The organism is Sporosarcina thermotolerans (assembly GCF_030067815.1).
GTDB classification, from domain to species: Bacteria; Bacillota; Bacilli; order Bacillales_A; family Planococcaceae; genus Sporosarcina; species Sporosarcina thermotolerans.
Genome location: NZ_CP125968.1, coordinates 1458639 through 1475382 on the forward strand (window position 1 = coordinate 1458639; position 16744 = coordinate 1475382).

15 protein-coding genes and 3 pseudogenes are annotated in these 16744 nt (G+C 38.2%); 9 read left to right on the top strand and 9 right to left on the bottom strand.

Translation table 11 applies throughout. The features are described from left to right. From QNH10_RS21355 to QNH10_RS08310, 4 genes and pseudogenes are all read right to left on the bottom strand, one after another. Window positions 1-51: pseudogene (locus QNH10_RS21355) on the bottom strand (hypothetical protein); the annotation flags it as partial. 80 nt (window positions 52-131) lie between these two features. Then, window positions 132-725 (bottom strand): chloramphenicol phosphotransferase CPT family protein, encoded by a 594-nt coding sequence (locus QNH10_RS08300; protein ID WP_283734210.1) that lies wholly within the window; start codon window positions 723-725, stop codon window positions 132-134. Between the two features lie 476 nt (window positions 726-1201). Further along, a pseudogene (ccsB, locus tag QNH10_RS08305) lies at window positions 1202-2400 on the bottom strand (c-type cytochrome biogenesis protein CcsB). Window positions 2401-3169: 769 nt separating this feature from the next. Further along, window positions 3170-3703 (bottom strand): hypothetical protein, encoded by a 534-nt coding sequence (locus QNH10_RS08310; RefSeq protein WP_283734211.1) that lies wholly within the window; start codon window positions 3701-3703, stop codon window positions 3170-3172. Window positions 3704-4710: 1007 nt separating this feature from the next. Between QNH10_RS08310 and QNH10_RS08315 the strand changes: the two are divergent. After that, window positions 4711-5199 (top strand): annotated as a pseudogene (locus QNH10_RS08315) (hypothetical protein); the annotation flags it as partial. 348 nt (window positions 5200-5547) lie between these two features. On the opposite strand, the gene QNH10_RS08320 reads toward QNH10_RS08315, so the two are convergent. After that, window positions 5548-6585, bottom strand: a complete 1038-nt coding sequence (locus QNH10_RS08320; protein ID WP_283734212.1) for a beta-propeller fold lactonase family protein — start codon at window positions 6583-6585, stop codon at window positions 5548-5550. Between the two features lie 282 nt (window positions 6586-6867). On the opposite strand from QNH10_RS08320, the gene QNH10_RS08325 reads away from it, so the two are divergent. Continuing rightward, window positions 6868-7908, top strand: a complete 1041-nt coding sequence (locus QNH10_RS08325; protein WP_283734213.1) for a threonine aldolase family protein — start codon at window positions 6868-6870, stop codon at window positions 7906-7908. Window positions 7909-8129: 221 nt separating this feature from the next. Here QNH10_RS08325 and QNH10_RS08330 read toward each other — a convergent pair whose 3' ends face one another. Then, a complete protein-coding gene (locus tag QNH10_RS08330; protein ID WP_283734214.1) occupies window positions 8130-9002 on the bottom strand; it encodes a BMQ_0737 family morphogenetic spore coat protein in 873 nt (290 codons plus the stop codon). A gap of 180 nt (window positions 9003-9182) precedes the next feature. Between QNH10_RS08330 and QNH10_RS08335 the strand changes: the two genes are divergently transcribed. The 4 genes from QNH10_RS08335 to QNH10_RS08350 all read left to right on the top strand — a co-directional run bounded on the left by QNH10_RS08335 (window position 9183) and on the right by QNH10_RS08350 (window position 11108). Further along, window positions 9183-9527, top strand: a complete 345-nt coding sequence (locus QNH10_RS08335; protein WP_283734215.1) for a DUF3992 domain-containing protein — start codon at window positions 9183-9185, stop codon at window positions 9525-9527. A 124-nt stretch (window positions 9528-9651) separates the two neighbouring features. Next, window positions 9652-9996: a DUF3992 domain-containing protein gene (locus tag QNH10_RS08340; protein ID WP_283734216.1), complete on the top strand. Its 345-nt coding sequence runs from the start codon at window positions 9652-9654 to the stop codon at window positions 9994-9996. 510 nt (window positions 9997-10506) lie between these two features. Then, window positions 10507-10662, top strand: coding sequence for a hypothetical protein (locus QNH10_RS08345; protein WP_283734217.1), 156 nt, complete (start codon window positions 10507-10509; stop codon window positions 10660-10662). Next, entirely contained in the window at window positions 10659-11108 is a 450-nt protein-coding gene (locus QNH10_RS08350) for a hypothetical protein (protein WP_283734218.1), read from the top strand. The genes QNH10_RS08345 and QNH10_RS08350 overlap by 4 nt, the downstream gene beginning before the upstream one ends. Before the next feature lie 123 nt (window positions 11109-11231). On the opposite strand, the gene QNH10_RS08355 is transcribed toward QNH10_RS08350, so the two are convergent. The 3 genes from QNH10_RS08355 to QNH10_RS08365 all read right to left on the bottom strand — a co-directional run bounded on the left by QNH10_RS08355 (window position 11232) and on the right by QNH10_RS08365 (window position 12999). Beyond that, the gene (locus QNH10_RS08355) at window positions 11232-12035 is read right to left on the bottom strand and encodes a hypothetical protein (protein WP_283734219.1); all 804 of its coding nucleotides are present in this window, start codon (window positions 12033-12035) and stop codon (window positions 11232-11234) included. Then, window positions 12032-12418 (bottom strand): hypothetical protein, encoded by a 387-nt coding sequence (locus QNH10_RS08360; RefSeq protein WP_283734220.1) that lies wholly within the window; start codon window positions 12416-12418, stop codon window positions 12032-12034. The genes QNH10_RS08355 and QNH10_RS08360 overlap by 4 nt, the downstream gene beginning before the upstream one ends. Before the next feature lie 71 nt (window positions 12419-12489). After that, window positions 12490-12999, bottom strand: coding sequence for a hypothetical protein (locus QNH10_RS08365; RefSeq protein WP_283734221.1), 510 nt, complete (start codon window positions 12997-12999; stop codon window positions 12490-12492). A gap of 872 nt (window positions 13000-13871) precedes the next feature. On the opposite strand from QNH10_RS08365, the gene QNH10_RS08370 reads away from it, so the two are divergent. The 3 genes from QNH10_RS08370 to QNH10_RS08380 all read left to right on the top strand — a co-directional run bounded on the left by QNH10_RS08370 (window position 13872) and on the right by QNH10_RS08380 (window position 16569). Further along, window positions 13872-14900 (top strand): YncE family protein, encoded by a 1029-nt coding sequence (locus QNH10_RS08370; RefSeq protein ID WP_283734222.1) that lies wholly within the window; start codon window positions 13872-13874, stop codon window positions 14898-14900. A 530-nt stretch (window positions 14901-15430) separates the two neighbouring features. Continuing rightward, the gene (locus QNH10_RS08375; RefSeq protein ID WP_283734223.1) at window positions 15431-16036 is read left to right on the top strand and encodes a hypothetical protein; all 606 of its coding nucleotides are present in this window, start codon (window positions 15431-15433) and stop codon (window positions 16034-16036) included. A gap of 182 nt (window positions 16037-16218) precedes the next feature. Continuing rightward, complete coding sequence (locus QNH10_RS08380; protein ID WP_283734224.1) at window positions 16219-16569, top strand: DUF1428 family protein; 351 nt, start codon at window positions 16219-16221, stop codon at window positions 16567-16569. The last annotated feature ends 175 nt before the right edge of the window (window positions 16570-16744 follow it).

Here is a 16744-nt window from a genome sequence, read left to right on the forward strand (position 1 = left end):
GGCATTTCGACCGTTATCATGGCAATATTTGTCCTTAAGTTCGTCATACACAAATGAAAAGTCAATCAACTCATTAATTTTTCGCAATAGCCCCAATGCTTGAATATGTTGTTATCTGATGGATTTGCCTACTATGAAACACTAATCTCTCTTTTACTTAATTTCTTAAATGCAGAGTAACCCTGATCGGACTTAATAAAACTTAATATTTTATCGGCACATTCGGTTGGACTCAACTTTTCCGTATTTACTTCAAGATCATATTCATTATAGGAATATACTCTGTCGAACTGGGAATGTGCTAGTCCAATTAATCGATCTCCCCTACTCTGCTCTCTTCTTGTGAGTTCTTCTTTTGAGCATCGTACGCCTACAAACAATATAGGATGATCAACAAGTAAATCATAAAAATCATTAAACGACTTGTCATTTGCGATTATGGTATCTACTATTACATTAAAACCTAGTTCTGATAACAATTTAATTGTCGAATGGTACACTGAGAATATGGAATCATCAACTATTTGTGAGACAACTTGATGATCTATTCTTCTTGGAGGTTCATCTGGAAATTTGTTATTAACAAAATCATTGTAATTATTAAAAAAATCGTCAATTGATAAATGATAAAAAGGAATCTCTTTCTGATTTATCAGTTCAGTCGATATGGAGGTCTTTCCAGAACTTGACGTTCCGTTCAAAAACACAATGAGTCCTTGCTTCACATGAATCACCCTTATCTATAAGATTTGCGTTTCATTCAGACAACCTTATTTTAACAAATTTCATTAGATTATCCAACTGATAAAATATTCGAGGAACGTTTCAACTATCCTGCCAGATAGCTTAATGCATTTTGGGAGGAATGCCCTCACATGGTATTTTCAGAAAAATTTTGTGCGGAGCGAAGAAGGGTAAACTCTGCCGTAACATCAGAAACCAATTCATTCGGCAATGGGTATACCTAATTAAAAGCATTACAAGCCCCGTAGAGCATAATAAAAGAGCCGCCCTTTATCGGAAGCCACTCAAAAAGTAAAGCTTTTTGAAAGCATCGAAGATTTTCATCAACATACAGAAAATAAAAGAAGCTAATAACCTATATGTAGTAGGCGATTAGCTTCTTTTTCACTTTAATCGGACTTTTTCAGTGCCCTCGTAAATCCCTCTTCTTTTTTCAAATCTACTTGTTTTACATTCCCTATGCATAGGAATGTAGTCCTGCAATTACAAGATTAACAAAGATCTGGTTGAACAAAATAAGACCGAAGCCGATGATTGCCATCCAAGCAGTTCTTTCTCCTTCCCAGCCGTTTCCAATCCTTAAATGTAACATTGCAGCATAAAATAAGAAGGTGATCAATGCCCAAACTTCTTTTGGATCCCAACCCCAGAATCGGCTCCAAGCATATTGTGCCCATATCATTGCGAAGATTAGGCCGCCAAGTGTGAACAAAGGAAAACCAATTACGACTGCTCGGTAGGATATCTCATCCATTGTACCAGCATTCACTTTATGAGTAAGGGGTTTGAGTAGAGCGATGACTTTTCGTTTCGTAAGGAGACGTATCAGTATATAAAGCACAGTTCCTACGAGAAAAGACCATATTATTGTATTCAATTGGTGTGCATCAATTGAGTTGGGAATCTCTATCAGTCCATTTTTTTGATCGACGACCTTGTAAGAATTAGCATCAACTGATTGGACAACTTTAGAATCTTTAGGAACGATAATAGTCGGTAATTTATAGTTGGAAACATCAATCTTTGATTCATAATTTTCAAATTGGAGATTTTTATTATAAGCCATCGCACCGAATGTACTTGTCGTTGCAATGAAACCGACCACTACAACCAAAAAATACATGACAAGCTCCAAAAAGAATGTATTCTTGCTCTTTTGGGCAGGATTAACTGTTTTTAAAAGATAGATAATACCTGAAACAAAGGCAATTGATAACACTGCACTGGAAAAGGCTACTGTAAGTACATGAATTGCTAACCAATTACTTTGTAACGCTGGTATAAGAGGCGTGATTTCTTTCGAAAATGCATTAGCATAGCCCAGAATTATGAGTACAATCGGAAGGGCGAAGAGTCCAATTACACTTTGACGATATAAATAATACATAATCAGGGAACTTCCAACGAGCATAATGGCGAAGAACGTCAAGAATTCATACAAGTTGCTGACTGGGGCATGTCCAGCAACGGCCATCTTGATATAAAATAGATGATTTGCAAAATAAAACCTGCCGATGTAAATGTTATTCCGAGTCTTGAAAAAAAACTTCTCTTCGAACCTACTGATAAGCCCAAAGGTATAATTGCTATTAAGTAGATAAAAAATGAAATATATAATGCTGTATTACTTAAACTGACTAATGAACTTGTAGACATGATGCCACTCCTTGTAGTACCTATTTTTTCGATGTCCTTAATATAGTAAACTGCAAAATTATTCAGAAACACCAGTTTAGTCCAGTATAGCATTACATATAAGGTATGGAACACGAATTCCGACAATTTAATGACTTCCTCATAGTGATAATGTTTTATGGTAATATCAAGGGAATTGTAACAGGTCCTGTGCAGCAAACTATTCAATAAATTCACTACAAATGTATAAAAATTCAAAAAACAGCCATTTTATATGCGGTGGGAATGAATTTTTATACAAATTGGTTGAATTATCATGAATGTTTCTTGCACAGGTACCTTTACAATTTGAAAAAAGAAGTGGATTATAAATTGGAGCTTTCCGATAAAGTCGTGAATGGCGACTTATTGAGATTTTATACACCGAAAGGGTATACTCCTGTCGATCCTTCTCAGTATAACTACACTAAAGACGAATGATCTATCCCAGTAGAAAAAGCATGTTCTCTCCAGGCAGAGAGGACATGCTTCTTTTTTGCATCAACACAATCAGAACCCATCACTCTATTCCGTTTAGTCAAAGATAAGCTACGATTTATTTATCGCATAATTTTTTCTACAATAAGCATTTCAGTCTCAATTGTAGCTTCTCCACCTTTAAACTCGTCTTTTCTATTTGGGAAATTAAAATCAAGATAAATAATATCTCCTATCTTGATCTCATCGATACCAACGTTATTTCCTTCTAAATCTACAACCTCTAAATCTTCCCCTTATTGGTTTTCGGAAACTATCCAGCCTTTGTTATAACCAATGCAGCATTATTGTATGAAAATGTCCCATTTACAGAACCTATGGAAACTCGTATAACATCACCTTGATTTAACATGAATTGGTCTGTTCTTGATAATGTATCGATTTCATTTTTAAAAGCAATGAGAGTTTGATGTGAGAGTAAATAATTTGTGATAGGAGTCCCGTTTATAGAGAGCATAAAATCAATTGAGTTCGTTGCTCCTTCAACCTCACTTGCATTAATGATAATTGAAAACGAAATTGCATATACACCTGAGCTATTTATGGTAATCGAATCATCGGCGGTATTTAACGTTATTCCTTTAGAGGGCCCAGTCGTGTCAAAAAAAACGTTTGCACCACTTGCAGCAGAATAACTAGGATTAGAATACAGTGAACCATAAACTGGGGTAATATCCGGGCTAATGCCTGATCCAGGGTCTCCCGGTTGTCCAGATGGATTAGAAAGAGGACCGTTGGAAGCTCTAAACGGAGGATAGTATCTAATTTTCCATATTTCACATGACAAATTTATCAACTCCTTTATCTTCACTATTGGTCGAACTACGCAACTTCCAATTTATCCGTAATTAAATCACAACATCTTCTCTACTTGTTAAGTAATATTTCTCCTTCGTTTAGCCGCCTGTATTTCAGGTGATAATTAGTTATACGTACGAAAGGAGTGACCTTTTGAAGATTTTATTAGTTATTGCCAGCATTTCTTTTCCGATTATTATGTTTTATCTACAGAATAAAAATATTAAATTCCGTATTATTTTCAATATCACAGCTACTATATCAGCAATTATTTTCGGGAGTATTGCATCAACTTCCAAATTTATTTTTTTTACAAGGATTCAATGAAATACCTCCCTTCTTATGTTTACTAATACCATATTTTAATAATCTTTTTTTGCTTGTCTGCTATAAGCTTTTACGCTTTCTTGAGAACCCGATGCCTCACTAAACGTATTAATAAAACGCTTCGGTGAAAATGCTATAGAGGTATTATAGAAATATCTATTTCTATTAGTATTTTTGATATTAGAATACTACATGATTTACAACGGATGTTTTCTCGTTTTTACTAGTAACTTACTCAAATTATTAGTATCTGCTTGTACTCTTGTCGATGTGTGTTCAATAATTTATGTTTGAGCAGCATGTTGAAAAAAATGTAGAAGCCAACCATATCAACATCCGGGAGGTTTACTTGTGCGCTTATATAAACATAATGAATTGTCATAAATGTGTGTTGGACAGGCACCGAATCTCTGAATTGCTGCAAATGCCTCATCAGACGTTCCTGTCACAGACAGGCGTGATTTATCCGGTCACGACTATTTTAAACGGTTTGCTCAAAAGGCAGAGTAGGTCTAAATCCAATCTCATATTTCTTAAGAGCATATTCTAATAAGAAACGATTGGAGGGGAATTATGTCAGAAAAAAAGGTAATTAGTAGAATAAAGCCTAGTGAGTGTTGTCCGCCGGTAAAGTACACCGCATTTGATGCTTGTTGTGCTCCGCTACCGACTTCTTCGTGTCTTTGTGACTGTTGTGTTACTCCTATGCAGTCCGTCTTACAACAACTTATTGGGCAAACTGTCATTCTTGCCACGATTGCAGACGCACCAAATACACCTCCATTCTTTTTTCTAGTCACAATTACTAACGTGAATGATTTTTTAGTTACAGTGACAGATGGAGTGTCAATCTATACGGTAAATATTTCTGATGTTATAGGGGTAGGTTTTTTACCACCAGGACCTCCTATTAGCTTGTTGCCACCTGTTGATTCCGGGTGTGAATGTGATTGTCGTGAACGACCAATGAGACAATTGCTGAATACACTTGTCGGTGCAACAGTGAATATATTGGTAAGTAACGGTTCTACTGCAATGAATTTTACCGTGGAACAAACAGGACTTGGTATAGTGTTAGGTACTTTACCAATAGATACAATGAATCCTATATTTGCAATTTCAACTTGCAAAATTACGGCTGTAGGGCAGGCTCTTTGAAGTAGGTATGATTCATGAGGTTATGACTACCGGGTTCGTTAGTTTAACAAGACCATCATTTCGGTAGTCTGTTTTCCGTCCGAAATATCAAGTGGATTTCATCGATTTATTGTGAAATGATACACCTTCAACAAACGCATCAAAGGCTGGATAGTTTACCAACGGTGCTTTAGTTCAAGAAGCAAGGCAGTAATTTAATAAATGAAAAAGTCAACCGTAAATTTCCCGGTTGGCTTTATGCAGTTGCTTGTGGATTTTCGCTACTTCTATTTGAATCAAAGTGATAATATCTTCTTTTTTCAATGAGATCCTTACTTGATAGATTTATAATATCAAAAGAAACTCTATTTAAATGATAATGGGTGTAATTGCGATCCCTCTAGGGTCATTCCCGACAGAAATCGGGGAACCGATGACTGTGTTGGTGGCGGTATTTATTACGGAGACTGTATTATGACCTTCATTTGTTACATACGCACGCGTACCATCGGACGTAAACGCAATCCCATAAGGGCCACCCCCAACAGTTATCGGGGAACCGATGACTGTGTTGGTGGCCGTATTTATTACGGAGACTGTGACATCACCGGCATTTGCTACATACGCACGCGCACTATCGGGCGTAATCGCAATCCCTACAGGGAAATCCCCAACAATAATCGGGGGCCCGTTGACTGTGTTGGTGGCCGTATCTATTACGGTGACTGTATTAAAACCGCCAATTGTTACATACACACGTGCACTATCGGGCGTAATTGCGATAAATTGAGGGGCATTTCCAACAGAAATGGGGAAACCGATGACCGTGTTGGTAGCCGTATTTATTACGGAGACTGTATCATCACCTGCATTTGCTACATAAGCACGCGTACCATTGGGCGTAATCGCAATCCCTTGAGGGAAATTCCCAACAGAAATCGGGGAACCGATGACCGTGTTGGTGGCCGTATTTATTACGGAGACTGTATTATCAAAGCCATTTGTTACATACACACGCGTACCATCGGGCGTAATCGCGATCCCTATAGGGAGATTCCCAACAGAAATCGGGGAACCGATGACTGTGTTGGTAGCCGTATTTATTACGGAGACTGTATCATCACCGGCATTTGTTACATACGCACGCGCACCATCGGGCGTAATCGCGATACTTTGAGGGGATCTCCCAACAGAAATCGGGAAACCGATGACCGTGTTGGTAGCCGTATTTATTACCGTGACTGTACCATCATCGTTATTTGCTACATAAGCAAAAGACATAACTCGCTGTATTTGACTACTATCTACTGCTTTGAGTGCTTTTGATAATGGAATAACAGCGCATGGCTTGTAATGTTTGCACTTTTTACAACAGCGGCAAGAACATTTATTTTTACGTGTACTCAAAAAAACACCTTCTTTTTTCACGTTTACTAGTAACTTACTCAAATAATTTGTATTTGCTTGTACGCTTGTCGATGTATGTCCAATAATTATTGAAGAGGTGCTTAAATTGAAAGTGCTGCCCAGAAAGTCGATGAAAATGACTTATCCGGACAGCCTTTCTTTCCGTAAAGTGTGTCGTTAAGTATATCTTTGTCTCTGGCAAAGATATACTTAATTTTATTTTCAGGACAAGATATACTTAAAAATAGGTTCAAAATTACTGCAAGGGTGGATGGATGATAAATGATACGTTTCGAAAGTGATTATTTAGAAGGTGCACATGAACAAATACTGAATCGACTACTAAAAACCAATGAAGTACAGACGCCTGGATATGGTATGGATGAATTTTGTGAAAGGGCCAGGGGTTATATTAGAAAAGCGTGTGATATGGAGAATGCAGATGTACACTTTTTAGTTGGAGGAACACAAGCAAATACTACGATTATTTCATCCATATTGCGCCCGCATCAAGGAGCAGTTTCTGCAATTACGGGCCATATTGCGGGACATGAATCGGGAGCAATTGAAGCTTCTGGACATAAAGTGCTTACTTTGCCGAGTGATGATGGGAAAATTACTGCGAGACAAGTAAAAGAATTATATGATGCCCATTGGAACGATGTCACTCATGAACATATGGTACAGCCTGGTTTGGTTTACATATCTCACCCTTCCGAAAATGGGACGACATACAGTAAATCCGAATTGGAGGAATTGAGCAAAGTTTGCCGGGAATGTGGTTTTCCTTTATTTATGGATGGAGCTCGATTAGGGTATGGCCTGGCTGCAAAAGACAACGACCTAACTTTAGCGGATATCGCAAGACTTTGTGATGTGTTCTATATCGGTGGAACGAAACTCGGAGCATTGTTTGGAGAAGCTGTTGTTATCACAAATGATGACCTTAAAAAAGACTTTCGGTATATGATCAAACAAAAAGGCGGGTTGTTAGCCAAGGGAAGATTATTAGGGATTCAGTTTGAAACCTTGTTTGAAGATGGCTTATACTTTGAAATTTCCAGGCATGCGGTGGACTTGGCGATGATGATTCGGGAGGCGTTTGTTGAAAAAGGCTATTCATTAAGATATGATTCCAAGACAAATCAACAGTTTCCCATTTTACCGAATGATGTGTTGAGTGAATTGAGCAAGAACTATTCTTTTTCCTTTTGGGAAAAAGTTGATGATACGCAAAGTGTTGTGAGATTTTGTACGAGTTGGGCTACAAAAAAGGAACATGTTGAAAAACTGATTGAGGATATTAAGAAGTTGGATCGTTAATAGTTTTGTTGGAGATTAGTTCAGATTAGATCTGTCTAAGACTCCAACTATGAATGGGACAAGCTTACTAACTTAGCGCACCAGTATGTTACGAAAATATCTGAGGCGAGAAACAACTAATTCTTGTCCAAAAAAGAATCAAAAGTACCTGGCACCCAAATGACTTAGAGTCAACCGGGTGCCTGGTACATTTAAATTTCATGGTCTTCATTTAAACCTCCTTAACATCTACTAGAACTTAAATCTATTCTAGGGCTGCAAAACTTACCTTCTAAAGCAACGGTAACGTCTGCTTGACTTTGTATGCATTGCCCCACATGGATAAACACCTCGATCCAAGTGCACGAATCATTTTCGAGTATCATAGCCATACAATCAAAAGCAATGATGTCACATTTCACCCTTGTACCTGTAGGAGCACATATTAACAATTCCTCTGTGAACTCGAACGGCACTAACCTCTTGCATAACTTCCCATTTCTCTTATATTCGACGCCAATGCAGCCTTTTTTGAGTATATTAATTTTTTGATAGGTAACAATTTGCCCATTTGGCATTACAACATTTTTATTCTGTCTACCGTTTGCTTGAGGAATTTCAACACATTCAATTGCATCGGGTAATAAAGGACAGATTCTGTTTCCGCCTGGATCGGACAAATAACACTCTATGCTTTCGCTTGGGTCAGGAAGACAAGTATGTTGGAATTTATTGTGAATACTCAAGGCGTATTCACCCCTACAAATGCCTCTTCCATTTGAACAACTCACTTCTACTGACCGCAAGGATTCAACAGTTTGTACCCTCGTTTTTCCTTTTCCAACTGAAAAGGCCAAGTTACCGTTAACGAATACGGCAAGCTCATCTCCACATCCTTCATTAAAGGAAACAGAGATTGTGCCAGCACGTGGATGATTGTCACCATTAGCTACCCATAGGCTTGTTATATCAGAAGAGCATTCTAACGTGAAATTATTGCAGATTTGGTCTGTAATCGTATAGCATTCTAGGAAACTTAAGCATGTCTGAAATTCAACTTCTTTTGTGACCCAATCATATACTTTAGGGACCTGTACGCAAAATTTATCCGTCATATTATCTATTCCTTAGCTAGAAAAGTGTAGTTCTCTTATTTTACGAACGGAGAAGCCGAAAGGTTCAAATATTAAGCTAACGACAATCAAAAAGAAAAAATACAAAAGTCCAAGCTATGAAGACAATTTCACATAATATAACAACATAAATACAATTAAATAAAGTTAGGAGGAAATATATTGGCGCAATTAGGAAGTTGTTGTAGCGACCAGTTGGGAGTTGTAAATGACGCCGTATGTTTTACGATTCTTTTAGAAGACACGGGTGGTGTCGCTTTACCCATTTGGGATGATGCTACTTCTTTTATTATAAATGGAACAATCATGGTAGAAAACGATGGCATAATCGGAGCTTCACCTACTGCAAGTCTCGTTGTAAATGGAGTCGCAGTCGGAGGCTTTCTTGTCGGACCAGGTGAGGCCAGATCCATCACTATGAATGATATTGGTTCGATCGGAATCATTGGAGCTGGAACAGGAACAGCAAGAGTCAAAGTTTCATTTTCTTTAAATTATAAGTTTTGATTAATGTTTAATAGCTTGACTAATTAGGCAGTTGCGGCAACGACAGATTAATTATGGGACAAGTGATGGGTACCAGGTAACCCAAGAACATAAGTACATGATAAAAAAGTTAGGAGGAAATATTTTGGCGCAATTAGGAAGTTGTGGTAGTGACGATTTGGGGGTCGTAAATGATTCCGTATGTTTTAATATTGTTTTAGATGACACTGGTGGTGACCCTTTAGTCATTTGGAGTGATGTTACTTCTTATATCATAAATGGAACAATCATGGTAGAAAACAATGGTATTATTGGAGCTTCACCTACTGCAGCTCTCACTGTAAATGGAGCTCCAGTCGGCGGCTTTGTTATCGGACCAGGTGAAGCCCGATCCATCACGATGAATGATATTAATTCGATCGGAATTGTTGGAGCGGGACTAGGAACAGCAAGAGTCAAAGTTTCATTTTCGTTAAATTATAAGTTTTAATTAAAGTTACCTAGCTTTACTAATCAGGCAGTTGCAGTAGCGACAGCGTTGTTAAGGGACAATTGGTTGGGTACCAGGCATCCAAACGATTACTCCTGCCGAAATAGCAGTTTCTAAAAGCGAAGCGTTAGGAGCGGAGCATGGGGATAGGCTGCCTTAATTAGAAGCCAATCATGTCAGTATTTGGTTGGCTCCTTTTTTATTTGGTTTTCATTGAGTGTTATTCGTGGGAATAATGAGATATTTTTCATTTGCCAAAAACCACTTTGTGCTTACGCAAAAGTGGTTTTTTCATCGCTCCCAGGGGGAATTAGACTGTAGGTTTCTGTTTTCAGGTATGCTAAACTTGAAAGTTCGAAAGGCAATGAAAAGTGTGGAATTCATTTGGGAAGAATGGAACATAAGCAGCAACAGAGAAGATTAACTATACGAAAGAAATGGTCCAACGTAAAAAAGCCAATCCGAATACATTAGTCATCATGCTAGTCGTGGTTATTAGCGGACTAGGTAGTGTTGAATCATTTAATTGCATCAAGTGATGTGAGTAAACTAGAAGTACCTGAACCGAGACCGACGTTTATTTACGATCAAAACGGAGAGGTCGTTAGTGAAATTTCGAATTCCAACATTGAAGGAGTTCGTCTGATCAAATTCCAAAAGAGTTGATTGAAGCGGTCATCTCTTACCATTGGTTCGTCGGATATACACTAGACATCGTGGGTGCTGTTTGGTTAGGCTATGATAAAACGGATGCCGAACATTACTTAACATCAACTAGTAGTTTCACAGTGCCACCAATTTTCGGGCAAGTCCTATCAAGGTCGATCAGTGAATTACCTACAAAGAAATTCGAATTACCATTAATCGCGAAAAAGCAAAAAGAGCTCGAAGAACAGAAAGAGAAGTTGAAGAAGGAAGAACAGAAAAAGCAGAAGAGAAGAGGAAACAGGAAAAGAATAAAGAGAAGGAACAGAAAAAGAGAGAGAAGAAGGACAAGAAGGAAAGAGAGAAAGAACGGAAAAAGAAAGAGAAGGAAAGGGAAAAGAGGAGAAGAAAAAGAGAAAGAAAAGAAGAAACGGGAAAAAGATAAAGATAAAGATAAAGATAAATAGAGAAGGCATAATCATGGACGACTCCCACCGATCTGTGTTGCAAAAGGGTATCTCCATATAGTGAACACTACAAAAAGCGCTCCAATCATTAAAGCAAAATGATTGGAGCGCTTTTTGGAAGGTTCACCATAATTCTTTCCATGATGCAGCGATATTGAAATTCTGACTTCCGCTAGAGGAAAAACAAACTAATGAGAACGTACTTCCAGGTTCTAGTTGAATGTCTAAATCCGTTAAAATTTCACGAACTGAGTCCCTTGTATTAATCCCAAATGTCAACACGTTGGAACCACCCGTAACCGTTGTGCCAGAGGTATCCACTGCCATGACACTCGTATTTGTAGAAATATCGTTAAATACCGGTGCCCCTCCGAGTGTACCATTCTTCACCAAACGGCATGTCGCAGGTGCATTTCCCCCCGAGTCTGTCTGAAGTGACACATAATCAAACTGGATCCGAATCCGATTTGTTTTACCTTGAAACGTATTTTTATTTAGTAGCGTAAATATGCTGGTTGGAGTTGTTGAGATTCCTGTTTTCGCATTTGAAAATGAATTGCGTGTCACCATGGCATTGGTATTTCCATTTCCTTCAACGAACCCCATTGCTGATGATGTTTGAAGGGTTAGATTACTCGTGTTTGCTGTGTTTTTCACTTGCGCTATGAGTGGAAGTGTTGGATTGTAGGTAGACGGAACGGTAGCGGTATTTGGATATTGAATAGTATGGACTAACGATGCTGCTCCTGAAACAGAATTGTAGACCCAAAAGGTAATGACTCCAAATCCAAGCCATTGAAAGCGAATTTCATAGACATTCCCTAAAGTTGGATTAAGCGTCATTTTGCTCGGACCTGAACCAGTCATCGCGTCATAATTCCACGAAGACTGCGAAATCCAATTGTCGACTCCGTTTTGCCTTCTCAATACCCAAAACTTGCTCCATTATAGCCGAAGAAATAACCATCGGTACTATCTCCAATTCCAATAACTTGTGTACTGTTAGGAACGCCAGCAGTAAAGATGCCAGTAAAACGAATTGTTTTCCCCAAGCCCGGTATATGGCGGACAGCTTTAACTGTCTGAATGGTTGCCGAAGAGTTTGCAGTAGCGCCAGTTTGGAGTACACCCTTGGCATTCGATGCTGTTGCTGAACCGCTTCCAGTTAATGTCGTATTTATCAAATCGCTGTTGATGTTATAGTTAAATTGCCATCCAGCTACTGGAAGAAGGTCAATGGTTCGCAAGTCATTGAAAGCAGACAGAGGTATATCAACTGCAACCCCTGAATTTGGATTTTGAACGATCATCAAATCGCCTCCGAAGAATAAATTACTTTAGAAAGTCCGGTAGACAAACGTCAGCATGTTTCTCTTTAACTTTAAGATTCCCACCACTCCACATTAATTGACAGATTAGAATTCGCTGCAGTATTCTGCAACAAAATGTAATAAGTCTGATTTGTTGTGAGGCTTGGGATGACTCGCAGTCCTTCGAGATTATACTCCGTTGCACCTCCAATTTGGTTAATCTGTTGTAATAGCACACCTCCGGACGTTGGATCAGAAGTTTGTGCGACCCAGCGACCAGTAACTACACTCGCGTCAGAATATGCCCAATTGGTGTTGTGGGGGATCGCAGGCGTACCAGTTATATTAAGAGTCGCATTCTTATAGGTACTTATAATTGTGGCTACAGAAGACGTAGCTTGAACAGTATTTATATATACGGTTTTGCCTGACCCAGCGGGATTAGTTAATTGCAGTGCCAAGTATCCATTTGCATCCGTAATTGCCTGACTTCCTGTTGTTAATTCATAATAATTCCCGTTTTGAGCTGCTGTAATAGATTGAGAAGTACACTGGAAATTGGGTAGGATTATCTCAACCATAACTATCACCTCCTTTAGATGAGGATTTCGACTCGCTAGTGGTTCAGCCTGCAGAATTAGTTAATTGCAGTGCCAAGTAACCATTAGCATTCGTAACTGACTGACTTCCTGTTGTTCATTCATAATGTTATATCACGAATTTCAGCTTTAATTCTTCCTGTTATTTGCAAGCCATTATTTTGTTCTTACTAGTTTATTTGCCTTGTGGTATGAATATTTTGATATAGATAAAATTTTAATTTTCAGAAAATAATTCGATTGATCGAATTCCTTCGCTTTTTGTCGCACCAAGCATAACCCAAGCTCTGAGAGGACAATCCCTGCATTTTAGGGAGGTCCTCTTTTTTACCAAAATTATTGTTTTATCATCCATTGGATTGTTTATTACCTGAGGTGTATAACGAAAGCTATAAAACCGACTCCAGTCATATAGGGAAAATGATTGGAGTCGGTTTTTTGAACTCAGCGTAGAAGTCTATTCATAAAGTACAGGAAAAAAAGTGATTTATAAAAATGTCGCACTATCCCTGTAAATAAGTTTACTATGTACAGAATCTACTGAAACCACCGGCCGAAGTTGGAACGTAATCCCTCTCCAATTCATGTCGCCGTTCTCTAAAAGCAAACGATTGTCACGGGTCGTCTTTGCGAAGCGTTGTAGCGCAGCAAGATGATTTAACTCGGAAATATCATGATCAATATGCTCGCAAAGCAGTTCAGATAGAAGTGCATGAGCCGTCTTTTTAATAAGTAATTCTCCAATTGGGCGATTATCAGCACAAGGAATACACAGAATAAGCCTCTTTTTTGTCCAACCAAATATGTGATTGAAAACATATAATATTTTTAGAATGATAAAGGAGGTGTCAAATTTGTCATGTGAAAAAAGGATAATAAGATGCTATCCTACGTTTAAAGTTTCCAGCTGTCCCTCTGGACCTCCCGGACCACCTGGACCAATAGGACCTGCTGGACCTACAGGACCTACAGGACCTTCGGGGGCTACTATTCCTACTTCTGTTAACCGAATTTATGTAGCAAACCAAGGCAGCAACGATGTCTACGTTATTGACGGATTTACAAGTACAGTCATAGCAACTGTTCCAGTAGGGGCAGGTCCATCAGGAGTCGCAGTGAATCCTATCACGAACCGAATTTACACGGCAGACAGTGGTAGTGATAGTGTCTCTGTTATTGACGGGACTTCAAATACAGTCGTAGCTACCGTTCCAGTAGACTCAGGTCCATTTGGTGTCGCTGTGAATCTTTTAACCAACAGAATTTACGCAACCAACAGTGTTAGTGAAACTGTCTCTGTTATTGACGGGATTACAAATACAGTCATAGCTACTATTCCGGTAAACACAAATCCAGTTGGAGTCGCTGTGAATCCGATCACGAACCGAATTTACGTTGTAAACAGTGGTAGTAACAATGTCTCTGTTATTGACGGGATCTCAAATACGGTCATAAGTACGGTTGGAGTAGGATCAGATCCAATTGGTGTTGCAGTGAACCTTTCAACCAACGCAATTTACGTGGCAAACAATGCTAATAGTAATGTCTCTGTTATTGACGGGACTTCAAATACGGTCGTAACCACTGTTGCAGTAGACCCAGGTCCGCTTAATATTAGTGTGAATTCTACTACAGATAGAATTTATGTTACAAACATACTCTCTAACACTGTCTCTGTTATTGACGGGGCTTCAAATACAGTAATAGCTACTGTACCAGTTGGTAGTCTTCCAGTTGGTGTTGCAACAAATCCTTTGACTAACGCAATTTATGTAGCGATTGCGGGAACTAATAGTGTCTCCGTAATTAACGGAATTACTTTTTCAATCGTAGCTACAATTCCAGTTGGCACAAGTCCAAGTGGTATAGGAGTTAATCCTTAATTGTATACCTAGCATCATGCACATTAGAAAATTGTTTAACTTCTTGGAATATCTACTTTCAATGGACATGTAGGAAATATTAGATTTAGTAAGAGGGGCTTATGAGTATTTATCTTGAGGTGGAAGAATGGACTCCGAAAAGAGAAATGATTTTAACGGAAAAGCAGTAGTGGCTTGGACCATGACACTGTCTAAAATAAAGAAGCTTCGATGAAAGAAAACTACAAAACCAGTTCAAATCATTAAGAAAAATGATTTGAACTGTTTTTTTGCTTGGTACACACGCATGGAAGACAGTCAATTTATTTAATGCCCCAGAGCGCACAAACAATACATAGTTAATATTGCATTGTTACTTTTTGATTGCAACTTCTTTATCTCTATAACGCCCTAATTAACAGATGTCTCTATATACCCGATAATTTGCTCAAGGGTAAACACATGTAGGTTCAGTTAAAAAAAAGCGGAAGGCTTGGTATCATTGGAGGAATGAATTTGTGAGAAGTACGTATTGAAGGGGAATAATAGTTATGCATACATATACCTTAATTACACATAAGAAGTGGGTTTTCTTGAAACGACAACAAGTTTTGCTTATTAAACTCTCGGTAATGATGACCATTGTACTCCTACTGACGGGCTGCAGCAAGACAAGTACGGATATCGAAGAGTATCTGAACACGGGTACCGCAATGGACGCGGAAGCTAAAGACGTGATGCCCGCTCTTGACGAGTTGCCAGCATACAGGGACATCGATTACCGACATACGCAAAAAAAGATATTCCTCTTCGAAGCCAATTCGGTAGCACTTGTGGTCGAATATGACATGCAAACCTATGAAAGCGAAAAAGGGAAACTTGAAGAAGACTATATTATCTCCAACCAAAAAGCCGCGTCTGAAACAAGCGGTGATAATAGTAATCCGAATGTTGAGTTCTCACTTAACAGCTATGTATTCCGAGTGTTGGAGGGAAATGGTTATCCGAAATCCTTCGGGATGGTTGGCACTTCCGATGAACATCAACGCATCGCGTATTTGTATTTCTATGATTTTGATTTGGACAAAATTGGTGAGCTAAATGACAAAAACCGCATGTCTAAATTCGTGGAAAGTTATTTTGACTATGATTTCTGATGTCTTTTCTCTATAGCAAAGATATACTTAATTTTATTTTCGAGAGAAGATATACTTAAAATAGTTTTATTTTAAGTGTTACAAAATAGGTTATAGTTGAATTTCGAATTGTTTTAGAACCTGGTACCCTTCACTAATTCATTAAGTAACTATCCAGCAACTATGGAACAAAGGGGGATTTTATGTACAATGTGTTATATTTATATCCAGTCTTAAAACAGAAAAAGGATCGGTTTATAGAAATTAATAAAAAGGCATCTATTATTTATAAAGAATATGGTGCGATTGAAGATGATACTTACCAAAGCACTTTTATTAATGCAATGTACGGTTGTAAAGGGATAGGGTCATCGGTGGAACTGCAGGAAAATGAAATTTTGATGTGCTCAGTATCTACGTTCAATAATAAACATCATCATGATATCGTTATGGAGAAAGTCGACTCTGATTATCGAATTGAAGAACTATATAATGAGATGATTAAGGTTATTGATATGAGTCGAGTAGTTCGGGGTGAATTTGAAAAGGTTTAACTAAAAAACAAAAAATGTTTTTTACGCGAAAAAGAAGCATGAATTTTCCGGTATGGAGGATTTATGCTTCTTTTTTAGGGACAAGTAGGACGATTCAATAAATATACTAACCTTATTCCTAAGAAGTATTTTATATATATTTTAAATTCGTAAATTAACTGCAATTTAGGCTTTT